Annotated in this window: 27 protein-coding genes; 3 read left to right on the top strand and 24 right to left on the bottom strand. The window is 63.3% G+C overall.

Annotation, left to right across the window (positions count from 1 at the left end; all coding sequences use genetic code 11):
- Positions 1-48: 48 nt before the first annotated feature.
- From VNH11_08830 to VNH11_08840, 3 genes are all read right to left on the bottom strand, one after another.
- Entirely contained in the window at positions 49-606 is a 558-nt protein-coding gene (locus tag VNH11_08830) for a hypothetical protein (protein ID HVA46464.1), read from the bottom strand.
- Positions 607-781: 175 nt separating this feature from the next.
- The gene (locus VNH11_08835; protein HVA46465.1) at positions 782-1279 is read right to left on the bottom strand and encodes a hypothetical protein; all 498 of its coding nucleotides are present in this window, start codon (positions 1277-1279) and stop codon (positions 782-784) included.
- 250 nt (positions 1280-1529) lie between these two features.
- Positions 1530-1868 (bottom strand): hypothetical protein, encoded by a 339-nt coding sequence (locus tag VNH11_08840; protein ID HVA46466.1) that lies wholly within the window; start codon positions 1866-1868, stop codon positions 1530-1532.
- Between VNH11_08840 and VNH11_08845 the strand changes: the two genes are divergently transcribed.
- Positions 1867-2481: a hypothetical protein gene (locus tag VNH11_08845; protein ID HVA46467.1), complete on the top strand. Its 615-nt coding sequence runs from the start codon at positions 1867-1869 to the stop codon at positions 2479-2481. The two genes, VNH11_08840 and VNH11_08845, sit on opposite strands and share 2 nt — an antisense overlap.
- A gap of 213 nt (positions 2482-2694) precedes the next feature.
- On the top strand, positions 2695-3171 hold the full coding sequence (gene tnpA / locus VNH11_08850) for an IS200/IS605 family transposase (protein HVA46468.1): 477 nt from the start codon (positions 2695-2697) through the stop codon (positions 3169-3171).
- 233 nt (positions 3172-3404) lie between these two features.
- On the opposite strand, the gene VNH11_08855 is transcribed toward tnpA, so the two are convergent.
- The 5 genes from VNH11_08855 to VNH11_08875 all read right to left on the bottom strand — a co-directional run bounded on the left by VNH11_08855 (position 3405) and on the right by VNH11_08875 (position 10075).
- Positions 3405-4148, bottom strand: coding sequence for a hypothetical protein (locus VNH11_08855; GenBank protein HVA46469.1), 744 nt, complete (start codon positions 4146-4148; stop codon positions 3405-3407).
- Positions 4149-4321: 173 nt separating this feature from the next.
- Entirely contained in the window at positions 4322-4993 is a 672-nt protein-coding gene (locus VNH11_08860) for a hypothetical protein (protein HVA46470.1), read from the bottom strand.
- Between the two features lie 146 nt (positions 4994-5139).
- Complete coding sequence (locus tag VNH11_08865; protein HVA46471.1) at positions 5140-6093, bottom strand: glycosyltransferase; 954 nt, start codon at positions 6091-6093, stop codon at positions 5140-5142.
- A gap of 242 nt (positions 6094-6335) precedes the next feature.
- On the bottom strand, positions 6336-6809 hold the full coding sequence (locus VNH11_08870) for a hypothetical protein (protein ID HVA46472.1): 474 nt from the start codon (positions 6807-6809) through the stop codon (positions 6336-6338).
- 308 nt (positions 6810-7117) lie between these two features.
- Positions 7118-10075 (bottom strand): phage major capsid protein, encoded by a 2958-nt coding sequence (locus VNH11_08875; GenBank protein HVA46473.1) that lies wholly within the window; start codon positions 10073-10075, stop codon positions 7118-7120.
- 557 nt (positions 10076-10632) lie between these two features.
- On the opposite strand from VNH11_08875, the gene VNH11_08880 reads away from it, so the two are divergent.
- A complete protein-coding gene (locus tag VNH11_08880) occupies positions 10633-11523 on the top strand; it encodes a hypothetical protein (protein HVA46474.1) in 891 nt (296 codons plus the stop codon).
- Positions 11524-11666: 143 nt separating this feature from the next.
- Here VNH11_08880 and VNH11_08885 read toward each other — a convergent pair whose 3' ends face one another.
- The 16 genes from VNH11_08885 to VNH11_08960 form a co-directional block, all read right to left on the bottom strand.
- Positions 11667-12680, bottom strand: a complete 1014-nt coding sequence (locus VNH11_08885) for a hypothetical protein (protein HVA46475.1) — start codon at positions 12678-12680, stop codon at positions 11667-11669.
- 15 nt (positions 12681-12695) lie between these two features.
- Positions 12696-13043, bottom strand: a complete 348-nt coding sequence (locus tag VNH11_08890; protein ID HVA46476.1) for a type II toxin-antitoxin system PemK/MazF family toxin — start codon at positions 13041-13043, stop codon at positions 12696-12698.
- 6 nt (positions 13044-13049) lie between these two features.
- On the bottom strand, positions 13050-13349 hold the full coding sequence (locus tag VNH11_08895; GenBank protein HVA46477.1) for a hypothetical protein: 300 nt from the start codon (positions 13347-13349) through the stop codon (positions 13050-13052).
- Positions 13350-13750: 401 nt separating this feature from the next.
- Positions 13751-14089, bottom strand: coding sequence for a type II toxin-antitoxin system PemK/MazF family toxin (locus VNH11_08900; GenBank protein HVA46478.1), 339 nt, complete (start codon positions 14087-14089; stop codon positions 13751-13753).
- A 6-nt stretch (positions 14090-14095) separates the two neighbouring features.
- A complete protein-coding gene (locus VNH11_08905) occupies positions 14096-14533 on the bottom strand; it encodes a hypothetical protein (protein ID HVA46479.1) in 438 nt (145 codons plus the stop codon).
- A 200-nt stretch (positions 14534-14733) separates the two neighbouring features.
- Complete coding sequence (locus VNH11_08910; protein ID HVA46480.1) at positions 14734-16257, bottom strand: phage portal protein; 1524 nt, start codon at positions 16255-16257, stop codon at positions 14734-14736.
- A gap of 326 nt (positions 16258-16583) precedes the next feature.
- Positions 16584-16844: an NYN domain-containing protein gene (locus VNH11_08915; GenBank protein ID HVA46481.1), complete on the bottom strand. Its 261-nt coding sequence runs from the start codon at positions 16842-16844 to the stop codon at positions 16584-16586.
- 16 nt (positions 16845-16860) lie between these two features.
- Complete coding sequence (locus VNH11_08920; protein HVA46482.1) at positions 16861-17139, bottom strand: hypothetical protein; 279 nt, start codon at positions 17137-17139, stop codon at positions 16861-16863.
- Positions 17140-17406: 267 nt separating this feature from the next.
- Entirely contained in the window at positions 17407-17820 is a 414-nt protein-coding gene (locus VNH11_08925; protein ID HVA46483.1) for a hypothetical protein, read from the bottom strand.
- A 321-nt stretch (positions 17821-18141) separates the two neighbouring features.
- Positions 18142-19947, bottom strand: a complete 1806-nt coding sequence (locus VNH11_08930; GenBank protein ID HVA46484.1) for a hypothetical protein — start codon at positions 19945-19947, stop codon at positions 18142-18144.
- 233 nt (positions 19948-20180) lie between these two features.
- On the bottom strand, positions 20181-20489 hold the full coding sequence (locus VNH11_08935) for a hypothetical protein (GenBank protein HVA46485.1): 309 nt from the start codon (positions 20487-20489) through the stop codon (positions 20181-20183).
- Between the two features lie 6 nt (positions 20490-20495).
- A complete protein-coding gene (locus VNH11_08940; GenBank protein HVA46486.1) occupies positions 20496-20645 on the bottom strand; it encodes a VOC family protein in 150 nt (49 codons plus the stop codon).
- A gap of 137 nt (positions 20646-20782) precedes the next feature.
- A complete protein-coding gene (locus tag VNH11_08945) occupies positions 20783-21907 on the bottom strand; it encodes a GNAT family N-acetyltransferase (GenBank protein ID HVA46487.1) in 1125 nt (374 codons plus the stop codon).
- A gap of 55 nt (positions 21908-21962) precedes the next feature.
- Positions 21963-22136, bottom strand: coding sequence for a hypothetical protein (locus VNH11_08950; protein HVA46488.1), 174 nt, complete (start codon positions 22134-22136; stop codon positions 21963-21965).
- Between the two features lie 228 nt (positions 22137-22364).
- Complete coding sequence (locus VNH11_08955) at positions 22365-22610, bottom strand: hypothetical protein (protein HVA46489.1); 246 nt, start codon at positions 22608-22610, stop codon at positions 22365-22367.
- A gap of 124 nt (positions 22611-22734) precedes the next feature.
- On the bottom strand, positions 22735-23270 hold a 536-nt coding region (locus VNH11_08960; protein HVA46490.1), incomplete at its 5' end, for a hypothetical protein.

Consider the following 23270-nt stretch of genomic DNA (forward strand, 5'->3'; position numbering starts at 1 on the left):
CCATCGGTGGGCCGGCGCTCGCAAGCTCGCTGGTCCCACCCTACGGCTTTATTGCCCCACGTTCGACTCGTTGATGATCGCCAACAGCTCGCCGTCGCTGGCGCTGGGCGATACGATGCAGTCGGCCTCGACCTCCCAAAGCTGATCGCCTTGGTCCGAGAGTTCGACGTTGCCCGTGGGGTTGATGATCGCCTGCTGCAAGGTGATGTCCTGCACGGTGGCCGAGCCTTGCGAGAGCGGGTGCAAGAGAATCGTCTTGCCGCGCACGCTGGCCCGTTCAATTCCGCTGCGGCCGATGCCGCGGCTGAGCGTCGCGGCGTTTTCGTAGCCGGCCGGATACAAGCCTTGCAGGGCGATGTCCAAAATCTTCAGGCTGCGTTCGATCATCGTCCATTTGACGGTGCAGCGGCAGCCGGTGATTTCAATGTCGGCGGGCGTGGTGCCATACTCGGCCACCAGCACGTCGCGTTTGTTGACGGTGATGTTGAAGGTGAGGTTGCCGTGCGTGAAGCCGGCGGTCTTGGGCGTGCCGGCCGGATCGACCGTGATCTTGTGCGCGCCGGTGCGCACGAGGGTGATGTCGCCGCCTTGTCCGGGACTGGGCATGGGGGTCTCCTTGGTGGGTTAGGGTTGATTCGGGATGGTTAGCGTGGAATGGTGGTTCGGAGTGGTTAGTGGTTAGTGGTTAGTGGTTGGACGGCTTCGCCGGCAGAGATACTTGCCGCGAAGCGGCTCCTACGACTAATCACTAACCACTAATCACTAACCACTCTTGTTCTAATCAGCAATCATTCTTGTTCGCTGCCCGCACGACAAAGCTCTTCACGCGGCCTTCCAGCGGCACACTGCCCGAAAGCATCTCGCGGGGGACGGGCACGGTGCGCCAGGGGCCGCTGGTGTCGATGTCGTTGAATTGCCATTGGGCGGTGTCCATCGCGCCGCCGCGGGTGGCCGGTTCGAGCAGCGTGTCGATCTCGGTGGCGATGGGCCGCAGGTACTGGCTGCGACCCCAGACGCTGATTTGCACGGTCATCTTCACCAGCGCCATCGGCATGTCGTGCTGCCGCGGCAAGCCCGGTGCGATGTTGACGTCGCGCAGCGTGACGCAGGGGAACACGCGATCGCTGGGCGGTTCGGGGTAAAAGATCGAGTTGGCCGGGCTGGCCGTGCCGCCGCTGGGCGCGTAGCCGGCCAACAGGCCGCTGGTGCCCGTCAGCAGGGCGTCGGATTTCAGCAGCGTGGCGATGGCGGCGACGATGCCGCCGTAGTCGGAAGACATGAGGGTTCAGGGTTCGGGGTTCAGGGTTCAGGCAAGGGATGAAGGACGAGGGGTTGGTCCGGAGGGCCGTTTCTTAGCCCCGAAGGGGCGTGATTCGATAGCCCAGGGTGCAGCGCAGCGGAACCCTGGGTTGGAGGTGCGAACCAAATCGGTAGCCCTGAAAGGGCGTCATTCCCAGGGGCGCGGGTTGTTTGTTCATTCCGAGGGCCGCCGTCAGTCCAAAATCCAAAATCGGCAATCCAAAATTCGGTCACGCCCATCTCTTCAACTCAATCTCCTTCACACGCCCCACATGGCCCAGGTCGCGGACCGCGAGCACTTCGTAGAGCACGCCGTCGATCTGCACCTGCTGCCGCTCGCCGTCGGAGGCGCCGAGCACCAGCGGATCGAGCGAGACGCTGGCGGGCACGAGCGCCATGGCGTCGACTTCGAGCGTTTGCCCGTAGGCGTTCGTGTTCGAGCGCGCCGCGCGGTCGTAGAGCCGGCAGGCGATCGGCGTGGCGGATGAGTAGTTGAAGCTCGGCGACCATTCGCCGGTCGGTTGTTGCGTCATCGTCTTTTGGCCGATGAGCAGGGTGGAGGTGAGCATGGCGCCGAGGGGCATGGTGGGGATTTTGGATTTTGGATTTTGGATTTTGGATTGGGTGGTCGATTTGAGCCATGCAGCCGGAACGGGGGCTATTCCGTGCGGCAAGGATGATGCAAGGTGCTTCCCGCATTTTGCCTTCGACCTGGCTTGGCGTTACACTGGCCGCATGAACGCGAGACCGCAGTTCTCATTGCGATTCCTCTTCTTCGCGATCGCCGCGGCGGCAGTGATTGCCGCTGAAGCGGGCGCCTTTATGCCGCCGGTCGCGTTGGCGGTAGGGATTTCCGTTTCTTTGCTTTCCTGCGCGGCCATCGTGGCGGGGCTCGTCTATGCACGCGATTTCACGCGAGCGTTCTGTGTCGGCGCCTTGGCGACCTTGGTGGCTGCGCGGTTCGTCGCCGCTTCGCACGCGCCATCGGGATTGACACTAGCCACCGTGTTTTATTCGATGATTCCACCGTGGCTGGCCACAAAGTACATGAACAGTTATGGCATTGAGTACAGTGTCTTGTGGGTTTTCGCGATTGCCGGCGGGCTCGCGGCAGTATTTGTTCGTCGGCTGGCTGTCGGCGAGAGCGACAACCACCCGCCGCGTAGCGGCGAGAGGATTTAGCCGTGGGCGCGAGCCCACGGAGATCGAGCAATCGGCGGCAGCAAGCCGCGTAGCGGCGAAAGAGCGTTCGCGGACGACCTCTGCCGCCGCTACGCGGCTTTCCCGACCGACGACCCTACGGTCCGTGGGCTCGCGCCCACGGCTAAACTCTCCCGCCGCTACGCGGCGACGACGATAACGGATGACATCAAACCGCATTTCCCGTCTATTTCTATGGCCAACACGTACACGAATCTCCTCTATCACATCGTATTCAGCACCAAGGACCGCATTTCGCTCATCGAACCGTCGGTCCGCCCCGATTTGCACGGCTATCTGGGTGGCATCGTGCGCGAGCTAGGAGGCACGGCGCTGGAAATTGGCGGAGTCGCCGACCACGTGCATTTGCTGGTCAAGCTGCCGCCGAAAATAGCGATCTCGGATTTCATGCGAGAGCTAAAAGCGAATTCGTCGAAGTGGATGAATGAGCAGAGGATGAAGCTGCGCAAGTTCGGTTGGCAGGACGGTTATGCGGCGTTCAGCGTCAGCAAATCGCAGGTGCCGAGCGTGCGGAATACATCCAAAATCAAGAGCGTCATCATCAGCGGCTGGGCTTCCAGGAAGAGTTTCGGGGACTGCTGCGGCGGCACGAAATTGAATTTGATGAGCGATACATTTGGGGATGACTTCGACGGCTTGCGATTGCGATAGCGGAAGAAACCAGCCGCGTCGCGGCGAAAGAGTTTAGCCGTGGGCGCCAGCCCACGGAGTTTGGGCAATCGGCAGAGCAAAGCCGCGTAGCGGCGAAAGAGCGTTTGCGTGCGGACCTCTGTCGCCGCTACGCGGCTTCTCAAATCGTTTCGGTCCGTGTTCCGTGGGCTCGCGCCCACGGCTAAACTCTGTCGCCGCTACGCGGCGAGCCGATTGCCGGCCAAATGCCCACCCTACAACGCCCCCTCTCCATAATTCATATACGGCTGCAACATCGCGGCCACCACGTCGGGCACGGGCGTGTTCGTCAGCCGGTTGTAAACGTAACTCGCCGAGACGCCGCCGCCGTCGCTCTCGCTGGCGATGTCGGGCTTGTGGCCGATGGAAAGCGCCTTGGCCCGCAGGTAAAGATCGGCCGCCGTTTCCAGCACGGCCGTCTTGAACACTTGCCAGCGGCCGGAAAGTTCGGTGGCGGTGAGGCCGGCGATGTAGGTCACCATCACCGAGCCGACCGTGGCGGGGAACCAGAAGGCGCGGCGGACGAGATGCCCGGACCAGCTTATCGGCTGCCCGCCGTAGATCGACGGGTTTTCGACCTTCAAAAAGTAATCGCTCCCTTGTTGCAAGATGGTGTTGGTGCCGAACGAGTTGGCAACTTGCCCGAAGCAGCCGGTGGCGTCTTCGCGCACCTCGGTGATCGACCGCACGGGCAACTGCTGCAGTTGGATGATGTTCGGCGCGAAGTAGAATCCGGGGATGGCCCGCTCGTGGTTGCTGGCGACCACGTAGTGCGGGTCGTTGGTGTTGGTGGCGCCTTGCTCGCGCGGGTAATACTCGACCCACGTCTGCTGCTCGACTTCGCCCCAGCCCAGAAAATCTTTCACGTGCTGCTCGGCGAGCGCCTGCACCTGCGTGGCCAGCGCGGTCATGGAGGCCAGGCCGAGGTAGGTTTGGATGTCGTTGTTTGAGGTAATCATTGGTCAGTTGTCTGTGGTAGGGTGGGAGCGAGCGAGCTTGCGAGCGCCGGCCCACCGGAGGCAAGGCGTTAGGCGATGGGCGTTAGGCGTTAGGGCGCTAGGTATGACCTCACAACCGAGAGCCAACGCCTGTTTGTTGGTGGGCCGGCGCTCGCAAGCTCGCTGGTCCCACCCTACGCTGAACGGACAAATTCTGCGGATAGACTTTCTGCCTCGATGGTCACCGTGCAGAGCGGCTGCTCGAGGCAAACGATGTTCGCGCCGAGGCGCTCGGCGCGGAGGGCGAAATGATAGTCGCCGCCGGGCCAAACGTTGGTGGACCAGCCGCCGAGCGTCTGCCAGAGCCAGCGCTTGAATGCCCGCACGCCGATGCCGTCGATCTCGCGGCGCTCGAAGGCGCCGCGCTGGTAGCGGTGCTCGACTTCGGGCCATTTTTCGATGCCACACCGCTCCACCACCGCCTGCTGGTGATACCAGCCGAACACATAGTCGTAGCCGGCGGAGAGCGCGGCGCGGATCTCGGCCAGAGCGTAAGGCGCGAGGAGATCGTGGTCGTCGACCTCGACGATGTCGTGCGCGGCCGGCGCGAGCGCCGTGGCGGCGTTGCGCAGCCGGTTCACGCAGGCCACGGGCGGCGTGGGCCGAGCGTAGGCGCAGTGCAGCCAGACGAGTTGTTGGGCCGGAATCATTTGCCCGATCTCGTCTGCGACGCGCGGATTGGCCTGGTCGTTGTCAACCGCGACGATCCAACAATCGTCGGGCGAAAGTTGCCCGGCGATCGCGCGGGCCTGCTTCCGCAGCCAATGCCAGCGACGGCGAGTGGGAGTGATGAGTGCGAGGGACATGGGGAATTTTGGATTTTCGATTTTGGATTTTGGATTGCGGTCGGCAGTTGTGTCGGCCCGATGGGGTGACCGTTATGGCCGCAGGCCCCGTAGCACCGAAGGTGCGTCATTCGATAGCCCGGGGTGCAGCGCAGCGGAACCCTGGGTTAGCGGAATCCATTCATCGTCGGTGCTACGAGGTTCGCAATCTCCGCCGCGCGGTGGGCGTACGTGTGTTGCTCCATTACCAATCGCCGCGAACGCTCGCCGCGGCGGCGACGCTCGTCTACGTCGGACATCGCCGCGCGCACGACCGCAATCAATTCATCCGACCTCGAATAAACCCACGCGGCCAATGTCGCTGGGGGCGAGCTGGCGTCGTGGCAGCGGGCGATGTAACACGCGCCCATGCCGCACGCCAAATACGTGCGATCGCTCGTGTAGCCGGGCAAGTCGCTGCGCCAATCGACGCCCAACACCACGCCGCAACGACTCGCCAACTCCGGCAGCTTGAGCGGATGCACCCAAGGCTGCCACTGGACGCCCGATGGCACGGGATCGCTGCCGGCCATGCCGGTCCACAAGACGCGAAAGCCGGCGTCGGCCAAGGCGCGAGCGTCGGCGCGACGCTGCACGTAGCCCGTGCTGCCCAAGACGAGCACGTCCCACTCGGGCTGTCGGCGATGTTCGCAGGCCGGCATCTCGGCCGGGCAAGCCTGGTCGAGCCAACGAGCGTTGATGCCGAGTTGATGATATTCATCGACGAGCGATCGCTCTTTCACGAACACAATGTCCATGCCCCGCATCACGGCGGCGAAGGCGCGAAAGTAGTCCTGATCGGGCAGCCGTTTGCTGGCGTCCATCGCGATCAGGTCGCGCCACCATTGGGCCCAGACCGCCCTCCGCGGCCGACGTGTCAGCGCGGCCAGCGCCGCGCGGTTCATGCCCGACGCTTTGTGGTCGAACAGCACGAGGTCGCATTCTTCGTCGGCCGACCGAACGCCGGCCAGGTCGTACACAGGCACGACGGAGTGGCCGGCGGCGCGGAAACCGTCGGCCACCCAGCTCGGCTTGTGAACCAGCACGGCGTCGGGGTGGTCGCAGGCAACGGCGATGTGCATGAGGGGAGTCGAATCCAGCCGCGTAGCGGCGACAGAGTTTAGCCGTGGGCGCGAGCCCACGGGAACGATGTGCGCAACATCCCGAGAGCCGCGTAGCGGCGACAGAGCGTTGCGGGGATTCTCTGCCGCCGCTACGCGGCTCTCCGGCGCGAGGGTGCCGGGTTCCGTGGGCTCGCGCCCACGGCTAAGCTCTGCCGCCGCTACGCGGCAGACCGCCGCGGCGCCCAACGTCAGGCATACGATCAGGCGTTACCCTCCGGCGGCAATCCCGCGCGTTTGGCGTCGGCGTTGCGCTCTTCGGCCACGCGTTGAATGACGTCGTCGGGGATGCGGCCTTCGACCACCTTGGCGTTGCGGGCCTCGACCAGCCGGTGCATCCAGACCAGCCAACGCTGCAACGTCGCGAGCGGCTGATCGTGCGTCACTTGCTCCGGCTCGATCTCCAACCGCCGCTTGAAAAACTTCCGCAAGGCCGACTCGACTGTCGCCCGACGCTTCTCCTGCTGCAGCGGATCGAAGACGCGAATCTTGCGGGCCACGGTGTCGACCGCCACGCGGTAGCCCGGCAAGTCGGGCAAACCCGCCAGCTCGGCGTCGGCCAGGTTCATCGCCGGCAGGTTCGACCGCCGCCACTTGCCGCGCCGCGCTTCGCCCAGCGGCTCGATGAAAGGATTGATGTTCTTGTCGTCGCGTCCAAGTTCGATGGTGATTTCCATGAGTGAGGTTCCTTGAGAGTAAGAAGTTACAGTTGAGAAAAAAGGTGGCTGGGGCAGAGCCTGGCCGCGTTGATTCGGACCTTGCCGAACGATGTAGCGGCCAAGCGATGCCCCGGTTCGCGGGGGCGGGCACCGGGGCATCGCTTCGGGCGTGGACCGTTCGGCGCGCGGAGCCGAAGCCAGCAGCAACGCCGCTCGGCGCGCAGGCACGATCGTTTATCCCACGCCCGACGCTCTGCCCCAGCCACCAGTCCTTCCCCGCGGTGGGCCGGCGCTCGCAAGCTCGCTGGTCCCACCCTACGAATCGTTTAGTGCAGCGAGGCGTTCGTCATCTCGACCATCGCGTTGGGATCGACGAGCTGACCGCCCCAACGGCTGCGGGCGACGATGAGCAGCTCGTTGGCCAGCATCAGCGTCTTGCCCTCGTCGCTCACCTGAATCTCCATGCCTTTCCGCCGCCACATGCGATACTTCGACATGTTGACGAAGGCCAGGTCGCTGCCCGCCACGTCGTTCTCGATCTTGAAGGGATGGCTGGCCAGCATGTACTGCTCGTAGTCGTAGCCGAAGATGCGCCGCTGGTCGGTGCCGCTGACGCTGATGCCGCGGATGCGGAAGTACAGGCCGTCCGACGCCACCCAGACCACGTTCTCCTGCTTGTTGCGGTACTGCTTGGGCAGCGTCTTGACCATGCCTTCGATGTCGCTGACGGTCATCGGGCCGGCGGTCGAGTTCTTGCTGGTGGCCGTGAGCACGTTGGCCGTGTTGAACAGGCCCAGCGGCCCGGTGGTGCCGTCGCCGTTGGCGATCTCCTTGTCGAGCCACTGCAAGAGTGCCCGTTGATAGAGGCTGATGATGTCGGCCTGCAAATCGACCGGGCTGTCGGCCAGGAAGTCTCGGCCGATGGTGATGGCGCCGGTGGCGTTGTAGATGTTGGTGGTGAGCTGGCCGACGAGGCTGCTGGTGGTCGCGAGGGTGATGCCCGGCGTGTCGCCTTCGGCGGGACCGGCGGAGATCGTCATGTTGGCCAGCGTCGCGCCTTTCACCTGGTTGCTGGTGGCCAGCTCGCGCAGGTCGACCAGCGGGAACAGCTCGCCGTAGAGCAGCGGGAAGGTGACGAGGTCGACGTCGAAGAAGTACGGCACGGCGTATTGGCCGCCGGAGGTCGAGTCGGCCAGCAGGGTCTTTTGGTGCAGCGGCGAGAGGCGGCCCGGCTCGCGGTAATAGTGCGTGCCGTTGCCGTCGCGGACTTCGCCCACCCATTCGCCACGTTCGACCAGCTCTTGATAGAGGTCGCGGTCGTGATCGCTGTGCAAGTGGGCGGTGCCGAGCTGGCTGGCGAGCTTGTGCTTGAGCCAGGCGCCGGCCATCGCCTTTTCGAGCTGACTCGATTCGTAGGCCGGACGGTTCTCGAAGGTGACGTCGTGCCCGGCCAGGCGGCCGATGTGCAGGGCCGACTTTTTGTCGTTGGGCCAGATGAGGCGGCGTTTGGTCGAGTCGTATTGTTCGCTGGCCCGTTTGACGCGCGGAGCGGCGGCGGCGGCGGTGGAAAAAACTTGGGCGGGCTGAAGTTGGGTTTCGGTCTGCATGGTGGGGGTTCCTTGGATAAAGAGGTCTTGGGTCTTGGGACTTTGGTCTTGGTAGGTGGCTGGGGCAGAGCGTGGCGCGTTGACGGTCTCGATTGAGACGGACGTTGCCGCCACGCGATGCCCCGGTTGAACGGGCGCACCGGGGCATCGCTTGGCCGGTAGCGCGGTTTGGTCGTTGTCCGTCCCAACGCGGCCAAGCTCTGCCCCAGCCACCGCCGAAGCGGCGCAGCCGGTTGGGTTGCCGTCGTGGTAGCTCATGCCGCCGCCGTCGTCGTCTTGCAAGTTGGAGTCGAGCACGGCGTTGAGATGTTTGACGGCGCCGCTGGCCAGCGCGGAAACCTCGGCCGTGGCCTGTTCGTGCTGGGCGATCGCGCCGCCGTGCTGGATGGCTTCGGCGAGACGGTCGGCGTTTTCCTGCGAGACGACGCGGCCGGATTTTGGCTTGCTCCCGTCGCCGTCGAGTTGATCGAGCATGTCGTCGAGCGGCAGCGTGGCCTTTCGGGCAAGCTCGGCCACGGCGCCGCGACTGTCGTCGTGGTGTTCGATGGCTTTGAAATGGAAGCGGGCCGCGCGGACGCGTCGTTCGTTGACCGCATTCAACGCGCGGCCCGCTTTTTGATGCAACGTCGGGTTCATGGATTGGATCTCCGGGATTACAGGATCGTTAGTCGGTTGCGCGGGATCTGAAGGCGTTAGGCTTTGGGCGTTAGGCGTTGGGACTTCCGCGGTGGACGCCTGTCCTAACGCCCAACGCCTATCGCCCAACGCCTTTTCCTCGGTGGGCCGGCGCTCGCAAGCTCGCTGGTCCCACCCTACGCGTGCTTGAAGATCGGCGCCGCTGACAACCACCGGACGGTTCTCGAACCGGGTCCCGGCCCAGGCTTTCACCAGCGGATGGGCCAACTTGGCGCGGCTGAAGGCCTCGATCACGGCGTCGGGATTGCTGGGCACGCTGACCAGCGAAACTTCGAGAATCTTGAACTGCAGTATGTGATAGCCGCTGTAGGGAACGGACTCCGTGCCGTTCCGCCCGGCATCATCGCCGTCGAGCGGCTCCCACTTCGTCGGCAGGAAGCCGTGACTGATGCGCAGTGCGCCGTGCTCGGCGAGCAACGCCGCGTCTTGGCCCAGCGCGGTATCGGCGATCGAGAACGTGCCGGTCAACCGCTGCGCCGTGCGCTCGCCGACATCCAGCAACCGCCCGATCGGCAAGTCGGGCAAGTGTTGCCACAACAGCGGCGCCCGCGGATCGAGTTCGGCGCCGGCGGTTTCCAGCACGTCGCCGTCGAGGTCTTGCCGCGTGGTGGTGATGACGGCCGGAAAGGTGGCGAGGGTATGCGGAGGAAGTTCGTAGGGTGGGACCAGCGAGCTTGCGAGCGCCGGCCCACCATCTTTAGGCGTCAGGCTACAGGCGTCAGGTATCGGGGGCCTGACGCCTGACGCCTGTTGCCTGACGCCTTCTGTGAGCGGCCGCATGTCTTCATGATGATAAACGAGCTTTCGCCGCGCGGCCTTGAGCCACGCCCGCCATTGCCGTCGCGACACGCCGTCGAGCAATCCCGACGGGCATCGTCCGCCGAGACAGACTTCGAGTTCGCGCAGATAATCGGCCGCCGTACCGATGCCCAGCGGCCGCGATCGGCGGCGAATGTGTTTGATTAGAGTGAGAGTGGACATGGAAGAGATGAGAGATGAGGGATGAGGGAGGATGGCCTTCCTAGGCCGTCACGTTAGACGAGGTCTTGGGTCTTAGGTCTTGGGACTTTGAGATACCTGCAGTTTGCCGCGCGAGTGGCTTGGGATGTGTTTGCGACGAGAAAGTTTGCGATGCTAGCCGCGAAGCGGCGTGACTCATCAGCCCAGGGCAACGCCCTGGGTATGCGGTGGGCGACAAACATGTTAGCCCTGAAAGGGCGTGACCGGTGTTTCAACCGTTACCGGTCGCACCCCGTTGGGGTGCAAGGATACGACATCCACACCACCCAGGGCGTTGCCCTGGGCTGATGAGTCAGACCCCTTCGGGGTCGGAATCTCGGCGAAAACACCGGTGAAAAAGCAGGACGAACTCTTTAGCCGATCGGGCCTCGATTCAACCACTCCTGAGCCGGCTTCAGCCGGGCTTCTCGATCGGGCCGATGTCTGCAAGCTACGAAGCGATTGGCTTGTTGTGACGCGGCGAGCATTGGGTTGCGCGCCGGTTTTCTTGAACCGCCGCGCTGCCTTACAATGGCCGCATGCCTTCTCGCCCGCAATTCTCGCTGCGCGTGCTGCTGTTCGTGACGCTGATGGTCTGCCTGGCGGCGGCGACGCTGAGCGAGCCGCCGGCGGAAAGAACGTTGGCGAACCATGTTCAAGGGTCGCTGCGAATCGCACTCTGCGTGGCGCTGCCGGCGATGCTGGTCGCCGGGGCGGCTCAGCGAGGTGGTTATGCCAGATCGTTTTGCATCGGCGGGCTGTTCCCGGCGCTGGCCGGCTTGGCGCTGGTATGCACCGGGTCGAACGCTTATCTGGCGAACGTCGACGAGTATCTCGAACATTTGGGCAATCGCGGCTGGCCGGTCATCCTCGGCGGATTGTGGAAGTCGCTGCCTGGCATGCGGCACGTCATCGCGCTCACCTGGATTTTGATACCGTGCTCGGGCTGCGCCACGGTGTTCCTCCATAGGCTGTTTCGGCTGAACGAGCAAGAAAACCAACTCGACTCCGAGGCGACGGGGCCGCGGTCTTTGGTGCGCATGGCGTTGGTTGCCGCAATCAGCGTTGGTCTTGTCGTCTTGGCGAGTGGCAGGCCTCCCGCACCGGCCTTCGCGGCCAGCGCTCAGGCGTTGCTGAGAGTCGCCCTGAGCATGGCCTCGCCAGGCATGCTGACGTTGGGTGCCGTTCATTCTCGCGGCTGCTTCAGGACTTTTTGTGTTGGAGCGGCACTCCAGTCTTTCGCGGGCAGCGTGCTCATGTGCGAAACGTTGTTCCAGGACACGGAGCACAACTCGAGCGACGCATCGTGGCTGCTGCGCGAGCATTATGCCTTTGCCGTCGTATGGGCCTCGGCGCCATTATTCGGGCTGGCGTGCGTCTTTGTCCACTTGCTGTTGCAACTCGTCAAACGCAGCGCGGCAAAGGAATGACGCCCTTACAGGGCTACGAGGAGGTTCGCTGCCCGAGATCCCAGGGTTCCGCTGCGCTGCACCCTGGGCTATCGAATCACGCCCGTTCCGGGCTAAGATCGTGGCACGGTTTACCGGCAAGGCGAGCGTCGAAGGCGACAGGTTCATTCATCCTGCCGGGCATCGTCATCGGGATCCCATTTGCCCGTCACATCCTCGCGCAGCACCGGTTTCTCTCCCATGGGCGCGCCGGCGTAGAGGCCGAGCGAGACCATCTCGAACCCGCCATAGGCCCCTTCGATGCTCACGTATTGGTACTGCCGCTCGTCGCTCTCGACGCTCCAGTAGAACTCATGCACTTCGTCGAAAATCTCCTGCATGGCGAGCAGGTCGATCCGGCTCAGATCGGCGTCGACGAGCTTTCCGTCGCGGCGGCCGCCGACCTTCTCGATGGGCGTGGGATAGATCGACACGTCGAGGATCCCGAAGCCGAGGTCCAGCCGCCAACGGCAGCGCAGCGGTCCCATCGTCACGTCGGAATGGACGCAGCCGCTCATCAAGTCGAAGAGCGATTGCACCGCCGCGCTCATTCGGGCGGCGTCGGGCGGCGGACTGAATAGCCAATCCCGGCCGCTGCGCATCGCGGAGGCGAACTTGCAGGGGGAACGCCGCACCGTGACGGCCAACTGCGTTTCGCCGTGTTCTTCCAACTCTTTGAGCAACCGCAATCGCCATGCTTCCAGCGCCTGGGCGTCGTAGGCATGCACCTCCTCCGCCGGACCGGCCAGGTCGGACCTGAACAGCGCCTGCATGGCTTCGGCGAGGCGGCCTTCGATCGAGTCGGCGTCGGGCGGCGGCTTGTCGCGCGCGATCTTTCCCTGTTCCCAAGCCGCATCGAGCTGGGTCGCGCGCTCGTCGATCGGCGGCCCGTCGCCGCCGGCCGCGCGCATCATCCGTTCGTCGATCGTGAAGCACACCAGAAAGGAGCCGACGTCCTCGTGCAAGCAGCCGTCGTCGCGCACGGCCTGATAGACGGCCAGCCGCTGTTCGTCGGAGGAGTTCTGCGAGAGTTCCAAAAACCGCGGCCACCAGTCGGGCAAACGCGGCAGCTCGCGGCCGGCGGTCCGCAGGAGGGAGTCGATTTTATCGTAAGGATTCTGGCTTCCGGCGGAACTCATAAATGCGGTGCGCAGTCACATGCCGAGTATTGTTTTGAGCTCTTGCTGTAGTCGTTGCATATCAGAATCAGCAAGGCGTCCGAGGACTTTCACGATGCGTTTGGTGTCGATCGCGCGAATCTGATGACTAAGAACCACTGACTCCGCATTCAGACCGTTCTCCTGCGATGGGCTGACGCGAAACGATCCTTGAAACGACATGGCCTTCATTTGGCTTGTCAACGGCACGATGACCAGCGTTGAGAGATTGGCCCTTGCATTGTCGGCATGAACGACGATGGCCGGTCGCGCTCCAAACTGTTCCCTGCCGGGACTTCCGCCAGGGCGCGGGATTTCCGCCAAGACCACGTCGCCGAACCTCATCGAGCGCTACTCCATTCTGCGTTCGAATGCCACGAAATCCTGGTCGCTTGCCTCCTCCCAGGCAGCCAACTCGGCGTCAAGCGGATCAGAAACTCGGTCGTAAACGTGAACCGCAGTCACTCGGCAACCAGTCGACTCGATTTCATCGATCGCAGTTGCGACGGCACTGCCCAACGATTCGGCCTGGCGGTCGAAACTGAGAGAAACTATGCCGTCCTGGGTCGCCAGAACCGCATCATCGCAACCGACCGCGGAAAGTTTGCCTTCGACGTCTTTGACCGCATTGGCTGCGGCATCGAGCGCCACACTGAACGCGAAAACCTGGCGGCCGGAATCGGATTGAGTTGCCATTGCAGTCGTCCCCGTAAAAGGAAGAATTCATGTTACTCTATCGCGCGACGGGAGAAAAGCTCACGGCCCGGCCCACCTGCCGAGCGTGGTTGCATCGTCGTCGCGACATTGATTTGAATGGCCGGCCGCGGACGGCTTACAATGCCCGCCTGCCTTCTCGCCCGCGATGCTCGTTTGCGCATTGAACTCATTGGAGGACAGGCGGGCGGCCGATGGGAACCCGTTCTCTTGTTTCCAATGCGCTATTCCATCGTCGTGATGTGGGCACTGGCGCCATGTTTCGGGCTGATGGGGGCGTTGTTCTATTGGCTGATGCGAGGGACCCAGGCGAACGGATCGAGAAGCCCGCCAGCGGCCTAGCGATCGTCGCGAACGACATAGCGCAAGGCAGCGAGGATTTCAGCCATGCGAGCCGGCTTCAGCCGGCCGATGGCGCCGCGCCCGACGTCGAATCGCGATTTATCAAGCGTGCTGACTTCGTCCGCCTTCACGACGCAGTCTTTGTCGAGACCGCCTTCGCCAGCTTTGAGCAGCACGCAATACGGCAGCTTCGAGCGTTTTTCGAGCTGCTGCGAATAACAAGGCATCACTACGACGCTGTGTCCGCGATTCTGGTCGTCGCGCGAGACGACAACCGTCGGACGTTGCTTGCCGTCCGCCTCGGGCTTGAGCAGGAACACTTGGCCGCGTTCCATATAAGTTTACCACGGCTCCGATGCAGAACGCCGCGCAAGTGATTCTGACGACGCTTTCCGCCACGCGTGCCGCTCGATCCAGTCGCGGGCACTGTCGCGGCACCTCGCAAACTCCGAGACGTTGTCGAGATCGCCGCCCTGAAGTATTTGCTGTCGAATGAGCGCTTGCATTTGCTCGCAACGGGCAAGCCATCCGCGGTACAACGCCTCCAGCGTCTCGTCGAGCTCTGGCGAAAAGTCGATCAGCCCCTGATAGGCCGCCTGGCGAATCGTCTCCTCGGCCTTGACGATCCATTGGAAGGCGTCGATGCCCTGCTGAACGAGTCGTTGGCACGCCACAGCCTTGAGCGACTGCACGTCGCCGTTGGCCAGCGCGGCGGAGTAGTCGTCCAACGATTTTTGGGCGACCGCGAGTTCCAGGGATTCCAGCGTTTTGATAGACATGATGGATCGCGTTGTTTTCCATCGGTATTCTAACCCGCGGCCATGATGGTTTCCAATCGCGATTGGGCAACGATCAGGGACTAACGCCCTTACAGGGCTACGAGGATTTTCGCTGGATCGACACCCAGGGTTCCGCTGCGCTGCACCCTGGGCTATCGAATCACGCACCTTCGGTGCTGAGAGACGGGGACGCTCGGTCATTACACGTCGCTGTCCGCCTCTTCCCCTTCCGCCACCTCCTCTTCTTCCGCCACCGGCGTCACGGGCGGCGGGGCGGCCGGCGATCGCGCCCCGCCGATCGGCGCGTAGCCCGACGTACTGGGCACCAGCGCAACATCGCCGCCGGGCAAGGGCGGCAAACGCAACACGGCCGAACGGAACTCGTTCACCGTCACGCAGGCGTATTTCAGGCCGTCTTCCCACTCGCGCAGTTCCATCTCGCTGTCGCGCGGCCGGGCAGGCTCGATGAACAGCGCGTAGTCGCCCGACGTGTCGAACCGCGGCAACACGCCGATCGTCAGCACGCGGCTCAACAGCTCGATCTTCGGATTGACGGTTTGATAAACGAAGTGCCGGTCGGCCTCCCCGCTTTCCGCCCGGCTGCCCAGGCCGGCGGCGCCGGCGATGTAAGGGTGCGTGCCGAAGGTCTGCTCGACGCGGGCCTGCGTCTTATCCATGTTGCCGCCAAAGTCCATCTCCTTGGGCTTGTTGCCCCAGGGGTCAATCGAGTCGATCAAGGCGTCTTTGATCAGCGGCTCGCCGAAGTGGGCCAGCCCGCGATACCGCGACATGATCGCCTCGCGAATCTGCTCCTGCTGCCACTTCCGCAGCCGCGGGCGAATGGCCTTGCCGTCGCGGGCAACTTGGCTGCCGACCGTGATGATCGCGCCGGGATGAATGCCAAGCTGAAAGGCCCGTTTCTGGGCCTCTTGCACGAACTCGTCGATCATCACGCTGCGACCGCCGGCCTCCAGCGGTCCCAGCCCGCGGAGCGGATTGGCCGGATCGGGATACCAGAAGGGCACGATCTCGTCGGCCGCCAGCAGGCTCTCTTCGGCCTGCCCGTCGGTTTTGACGGCCCAACCGTCGACGATCCGCGAGCCGCTGATGATCGGCCGCACCCAATGGCTGGGCAGATACCAGATTTCGCGACGAGTACCTTTTGGGCCGGCGACCGTGGGAAACCACCAGTAGGCATAGCCGGTCACTTCCAGGCTGGCGATGCTGACGTACTTCAGGCACCAATCGTTCCAGCCCGGAATGCTCGGCGCGGGGTTGTGCAAAGCGTCGAGAATCGGGTGTTGATCGACCAGCTCGACGGCGTTCTGTAGGGAACGGGGCGCCCTCTGGGCCCCGTGCCGTTCCGTTGCCTTTCGCGCGATGGCCAGCTCGCGGACCCAGGGCGGCAAGAGATATTGTCTCGGCTCCGGGCCGCGTCGACCGCGGCGGCCGATGCGTGCCAGGCGGATCGGCTGGCCGGCGATGCGTTGCGCGATGGGCCGCACCGAGGTGTAGACTTGCCCGCGAAAATGCGATTGCTGTGTACGGGCGTCGGCCAGTCGCTGATAGCCGTCGGCCTTGAGATTGATATTGCCGCCGCTTCCGACGAGCAATTGTTCGGGCGAGATGCCGGCGTGCTGGGACTGTGCCGCTTTGAGGCAGCGTTGATAACCGGAATCGGCGTCGCGAAGGGCGTGGTCGCGGTGGCTGGTGAAGGAGGGCATGGGTCGATTTTGGATTTTGGATTTTGGATTTTCGATTGGGCGCCGTTTTTAGCCCCGAAGGGGCGTGATTCGCGTCGCCCAGGGTGCAGCGCAGCGGAACCCTGGGTAGGCGATGCGATTAAGAATGGTCAGCCCTGAAAGGGCGTGACTCCCCGCATCGTAGGACGCGGGTGGCTTGGGCCGGCGTCAGACCGCGACGAGATTCCACAGGTTGGCGATCAGATCGCCGTTTTGAAAGGCGATCGTCGTCCCGGCATCCGGCTTCGTACAGACGGTTGGCAAAACGATCGGTTGGATAAACATCCCGGGCTCGGCGGAACCGCAACTCAATGCGACGCCATGCGAACGCCGTCGACGAATTCTTGCGTTATTCGGTTTCGCTCATCGCAAAGTTCCATGAGATCACGATGAGGCGAGCCTCCGTGAAAAAGGTGAATTACCACTCCCTCCGGTTTAGCAGCCGCAATGGCCGGCAAAAAATCGCTGTCGCCTGCGAGAATTGCAGCGTCTGTGATTTGATGTTTGGCGGCGAGCAGTGCGAGGTCCACACCCAACAAAATGTCTACACGCTTTTGTTCGAACCGCAACTTCCCGTTTTCATCTCTACCGCGGCACTCTAATCGGCCATGCCGCACCTCGAATCGAGGCAGCAAGTCCAAGCCTGTGCAGGAACGCTTGTTTTTTGGAAAAGCGTTCCTTTTCCTCCTGCGTCGGTGTCGGCGACTGGTAAGGCAAGCAATCGTACAAGTACGTGCGAAGGATTTCACGGCCTCCGGCCATCTTGTTTGCAAGGCTCTCAAAGTCGATTCTTGGGCCACGGAATTCGTCGCGGAGGACATAGTTCAGATATGCACCGTCAATGAAGTTGGCAATTCGTCCCATCGAGTTGAGCCTGTGCGAAGGGGTCTGAGTGTTGCACGAAAAAAAAATGGCCCCCGGATGCAGATCCTGGGGCCAGTATAGTGCAAAACCAAATAGAATCCTGGCATCCTCAGAAGAACACCAGGGAACATTGTCACTCAATAATAACGGTGATCGGCCGCGTGTCAATCGTTCGTACAGCTTTTTTCCATCGCGTCGCCCATGCTCTAGCCATAACCCCTTTTCGTGCAACAACTTGCAAAATAGCAAAAAGCGCAAGTGCAGAGGTCACTCCTCCGCCTGCCCCACGGTGGCCGCCGTTTCGGCCTCGGCGCGGGCGCGGTCGAGCAAGGCACGTTCTTTTGCCACGCGGGCATGGTCGCGCTGGCAGACCGCCCACAACCGGCGGTTCTCTTCCTCGGCCACGGCCAACGCCTTCGAGGTCTTATCGAGCTCGTGACGCACCTCGGACAACTCGACGGCGAGCTGCTCGGCCTCGTGCCGGGCGCGATCGCGCTCGGCCGCCAGCACCGCCGCGGTTTGGCCATGCCGGCTTTCGACGTCGGCCAGCCGCTGTTGCAGGGACGTCAGGCGTTCGTCACGCGCGACAATCTCGCGCTGCATTTCGGCGAGCTCGCGGACGGCCGAGGCCAGCTCGGCGTCGAGGTAACTGAGAACGTATTGGCGAAGACGGGTGAACATAGAGGCTCCGATGAGAGATGAGGCCGGTGAAGTCGATGCACAGCGAGCCGGCTTTAGCCGGCTTTGGGTGTTTGCCACCAGCTTTAGCTGGTGGTGGGTCAGAGCAGAGACAATTCTTGGAGCCGGCTTTAGCCGGTCTTCTCGGGCGGGGCTTCAGCCCTTGAGGAAGGATGTGTTCCTGGAAGTCGTCGTGCTCTACCTACCCAGGAGCCTGGTGGCAAACGCGCCAAGCCGGCTGAAGCCGGCTCAATAAGGTCCCAGCGATTGCCATGTATAAGGCCAATCCAAAATCCAAAATCCAAATTTCAAAATGGCACCGCCCTACGGATACACCAACGGCCGCCTCACCCGTTCCAGCCGCTGGTACTCCGCGCTGCGCGTCCAGGCGAACCAGGCCAGCACCAAGGCGTCGCCGCGGTCGGGCGAACGGCCGTTTAAACGCTCGCGCACGCTCTTCTCGCTCTGCGAACTGGTGCCCGGCCGGCGGTCCTTCGGCGGCAAACGCATCATCCCCTCGCTGTCCCACTCGTGCGGCAACACCGCCAGGTCTTGACGCAGTTTCGCGTCGTCGGGCGGCAAGGCCAGGCATTGCACCTCCGCCGGCCACTCGCTCACCGGCAACGTCAGCAATCGCCGCCGCTCGTCGGTCGCTTCCAACGCCGGCCGCAGCTCGCCGTACAACTCCGTGCGACGATTGCAATACTTGCCTTTCGAGAGCGGCTTGGCGCCGAACGAGACGTCGACGATCTCGCCGAACTCCATGTCGTTCTGCGCGCGGAGCATGTCGGCGATTTGCTTGCCGCCGCCCCCGGAGTCGAACGCCACCGCCCAGGCCTTGATGCGAAACTTCCGCATCAACTTGATCGTGTAGCCGGAGATGTTCGCCGTGTTGGGCGTCGGGCAGGCATAGACCTGCCGCACGCCCCAACGGCCGAGCAGCACCCAGGCCGTCAGATCGCCGCCGCCGTACGCCACGTCGATGCCCAATGCATAAGGATCGTCATCGCGCCATCGCTCGTCCCGCTCGATCTGTTCGCACAACTTCTTTCCGAGCTGCTGGGCCAGGTCGAGCCACGAGGGAGGGTAGAGTTTTTGCTCTTCCTCGTTGGGCAACAGGCCATACAGCCGCACCCGTTTCCGCGGCTCGTCCCAGGTCGCGTTCCACTCGTCGAACTCCTGTCGCGACAACAGACCGGGCAAGTCCAGCGGATACTCGCCCTTCACGCCGTCGCGGTCCATCTCGCGCGAGCGAATCAGGTTCGGCGACTCTTCGGGATGAATGTGCCGCACCCACCGCAGGAGCTTCTGCGGCGATGCCTCTGTAGGGAACGGACTCCGTGCCGTTCCGTCCGCCGGTGCGTCGTCGATGGTGGGCCGGCGCTCGCAAGCTCGCTGGTCCCACCCTACATTGCTCCCCTTCGGGTACGCCTCATTCCCTTTCTTGCATCCTTCGTAGAACCAGCCTTCCACACGGAGCGGGTTGCCGATGGCCAGCAGACGATGCGACTGCGGCAGCAGGGCCTCGATGAAGCGGTCGGGGATGGCCGAGGCCTCTTCGCACACCACGAGCACGCTCGGTTGGCCGTCGTCTCCGGGCGGCAGATTGTGTCCTTGCAGCGACTCCGGCTCGCTGGCCGCGCAGCCCAGCACCTCATGCTTCGGCACAAACTCGTGGGGCGGCCTTCCCAGGCCGTCTGCCGCGGATCGCGTGGTGACCGACGGGCTAGAAGCCCGCCCCACGTTGCACTCATTATCGTTGCACGCTTTCATCCGCAGCCGCAGCCGATTGACCGCGATCGGCAGCCGCTCGCTCGACCGCTGCAGCAGCGTGAGGATTTCGGCCCAGATCACCTGCTCGAGTTGCTGCTCTTTGGCCGAGATCAACAGCACCGTGGCCGGCGAGCGCGTGAGAAAGAACCACATCGTGGCCAGCGCCGCGACAAGCGACTTGCCCATCTTGTGCCCGGAATGGACGAACGTGTGCTTGTTGTCGCGCACCGACTCGAGGATTTCGAGCTGATACGGCGGCAGCTCGATGTAGTGCCACAGCCGCTCGACGAGCGCGGCGGGATCGTCGCGGTATTGCGTGAGATCGTGGAGGGAGAGAGGAGTTGGATCGTCAGACATGGGGAGGGGGGAATTGCGAATTGCGAATTGCAAATTGCAAATTGCAAATTTGAAATCGGGGAGCGGCGCCGTGAACGCCGCGTGAAACGTCGGGGCCGCAGGCCCGTTCTCAGCCCCGAAGGGGCGTGATTCGATAGCCCAGGGTGCAGCGCAGCGGAACCCTGGGTAAACGAGAACCAGAAACCTTTGTCAGCCCCAACGGGGCGCGACTCGACGACGGCGCGCTGCCGCGATTATTCGCTACAATCGTTCGCCGCCGGCCCGCGGGGAACGTACGGATAACGCCCGGCCAGCCAGAACGCCCAGGTCAAAAAGACGGACAGCACCGCAAACTTCGCTGGTTCCGGCAATGGGAGCCGGACGATGCCCAGGCTCACCGCCGCGGCCGTAATGAAGGCAAACAGCCGGCGTAGCGAGAACCGAAATCGCGGATTGACTCGGGCAATTGCGCGGCCCACGAAAAACAGCGGTACGGACAAGATCGCCAATACGATCGCGAATGCCGCCGCGATGCAGATCAGTTTGTCGGCTGTGTTGAACAATTGAAGTCACCGCCTTGCGAACCGCTTGCCGGCCTGGCCGGGGCCATAGCGAACAAGGTCGGTCACCTCGCTGCCGGGGAACAGCGAAACATAAAACGCCATCGCCTCTTCGGCGTTGCCTTGAAACATCAGGAAAGGAAGGATTCTTGGTTGCATAGGTTATGATCGTCGCCGAGTTCGCGCCGCCAGTCAACCTTGCGCGAGCGGAATGACGCCCTTTCAGGGCTACGAGATTTTACGCGACCCGTTTCCCAGGGTTGCACCCTGGGCTATCGAATCACGCACCTTCGGTGCTACGCGCCCACAAACTCCGCCGACACCACCGGCCGCCCGGCACTGGAGCGGTAATTCGCCGAAGGAATGCCAGACCGATTGCCGCCCAGCGGCTTCACGGCGCGAATCTGCCAGTCGGGCGACGAACGCAAGTGGGCGATCATCGCCGGATGACTGGTGGTGATCGTCGCGCGGCGGCCTCGCTGGCGAATCAGCTCGCAACAGGCCCGCAAGACGCGGCCACCAATGCCAACGCCCTGGTATTCGGGCAACACCACCAACCGGGCGACCCGCCACACGTCGCGGCGGCCGAACATCGGCAGGCAGGCGCAAAACACGGCGGGACGCTCGGAAATCAAGCCAAGATATATGGTCACGCCGCGCGGCAGGGCGGCGTCTAAATAATGATGTCGAGCAAAGAGCGGCCAGGCGTCTCGCGTGCCGCGGACCAGTCGCAGGCGGACCGGCGGCCGCCGAAGCCGCCCTCGCGTCAGCTCGCGCGTACCCATATCGAGCACCCAATCGGGCGCCAGCCATCGCAGAATGTCGCGATGGCAGGTGACCGCCACCATTCGGCAGGGGATGTTGTCCGAACGGATCGCCCGGCTGATCGCGGCCGAGGCGAACCGGGCGGTGGTGCGGTCGACGACGCTGGTGAATTCGTCGATGACAAGGAGGGAGGATGGCCTTCCCAGGCCGTCCCGTATCGGTTGTTCGTTACTGGACGGCCTAGGAAGGCCATCCTCCATCAACGCTCTCGCGACATCGCAGCGAAAGCGCTCGCCGGTCGAAAGCACGTGATACGGCTTGATCCAGGCCGGCGGACTCGATAGCCCGACCGCCGACAACACGCGCGTGATCTCGCGGATCGAACGATCGCCGAAGCCGTCGATCACCGCCCGATCGCGCGGCCAACGATGCCGCCGGGTAAAGCGTTGGCCGAACGCCGCTCGGGCGACCGTCGTTTTTCCGCTGCCCGATGGGCCCACGATGGCGCCGATCTGCCACGGTTCATCGAGACCGGGCACTTCCACCGAGAAGCTTTCGCGGCAGCTCTTGTTGACGGTCAGCCTGAACATGCCGGCGACTTGTTGCACGCGGAAGCTGTCGTGGACGGGACATTCGACGGTGACGTCAATGATCATTGGTCCGTGGTCAGTAGCCCGTGGTCAGTTGTCCGTAGTCAGTTGAGCAGGGCTGTTAGAGGGTGAGCACGCGGCATTTGAGTCCGCGGGCTTTCAGTTCTTCGTAAACGCGGCGCTGCTCGCGCTCGTCGGCGCATTCGACAAGCACGTGGTAGATTTCGCCGATGCGCTGCCGGCGACGAGCGGGCGGCGATTGGGACGACGGTCGTCGGGGGTTGAAGGTGGTCATGGTTTCTTAGCCCCGAAGGGGCGTGATTCGATAGCCGACTCGTTGTTCTACACATCTCGCGCGTCAGCCGCGTAGCGGCGAGATAGTTTAGCCGTGGGGCGCAAGCCCACGGTACCGATGCGGTAGATTAGGCAAGCCGCGTAGCGGCGACAGAGGTGTCGCACCACGCTCTGTCGCCGCTACGCGGCTGCGCGGATCGTTGGCTTTTCCGTGGGCTCGCGCCCACGGCTAAACTCTACCGTCCCTACGGGACTGGGAAACGCCTTCGATGCGCTTCTCGCAAGCATCCAGCCTGCGCTGGTGCTCGTCCAGCCGCTCGCTGTGACGCAACAGCACCTTGGCCATCTGCCGCAAAATGCCGGCGTGGTGCGCGATGCGGGCCAACTTGCTGTTGACCGACCACATCCACGGTCCCACCACCGAGCCGATCGCCACGATGATGCCAATCGCAATGCCCCAGTCTTCGGATTTCATAAGGAACAGGTTAGTAGGGTGGGACCAGCAAGCTTGCGAGCGCCGGCCCACCATGAATGACGCCGAACAACGGTGGGCCGGCGCTCGCAAGGTCGCTGGTCCCACCCTACGTTTTCCTCCGCGCTTAGGCCGCTTTCGCCGTCGTCGCGGCGTGCGGCTCCGGCGTCTTGGCCGGACTGGGAAATACGCCCAGCGCGGCGGCCTGCTGCAGGACGCCGTCGACAAACGACTGCCGCGTCTTCACGTCTTGCAACTCTTCTTTCACCATGCCGGCCAAAAGCTGGGCCAGCTCCGCCCGACGTTTGGCCGGGTCTTTCAGCACGTTCACCGCATGGCGAAAGTCGTTGCGCAACTGAATGAAGTCGAGCAACGCCAGGTCAGTGAGCACCGGCGGCAAGAGCGTGAAGCCCCACTTGGCCAGTTCCTGCGAGAGATCGTTGGCCTCGCGCTGCAACTCCTTGAGCTGGCGGTCGTCCTTATACAACAGCTTGCCCACCGCCACGCCGGCAATGGCCCAGCCGACGAGCGCGAACAAACCGACCGGGGTGATTTCGAACAGATCGAATGCAAACAGGGTTGGAGACATGATTGAATTCCTTGTGTGAAACGGGTTGAACAGATAGACGGCGTAGGGTGGGACCAGCGAGCTTGCGAGCGCCG

Source organism: Pirellulales bacterium (assembly GCA_035533075.1).
GTDB lineage: Bacteria > Planctomycetota > Planctomycetia > Pirellulales > JAICIG01 > DASSFG01.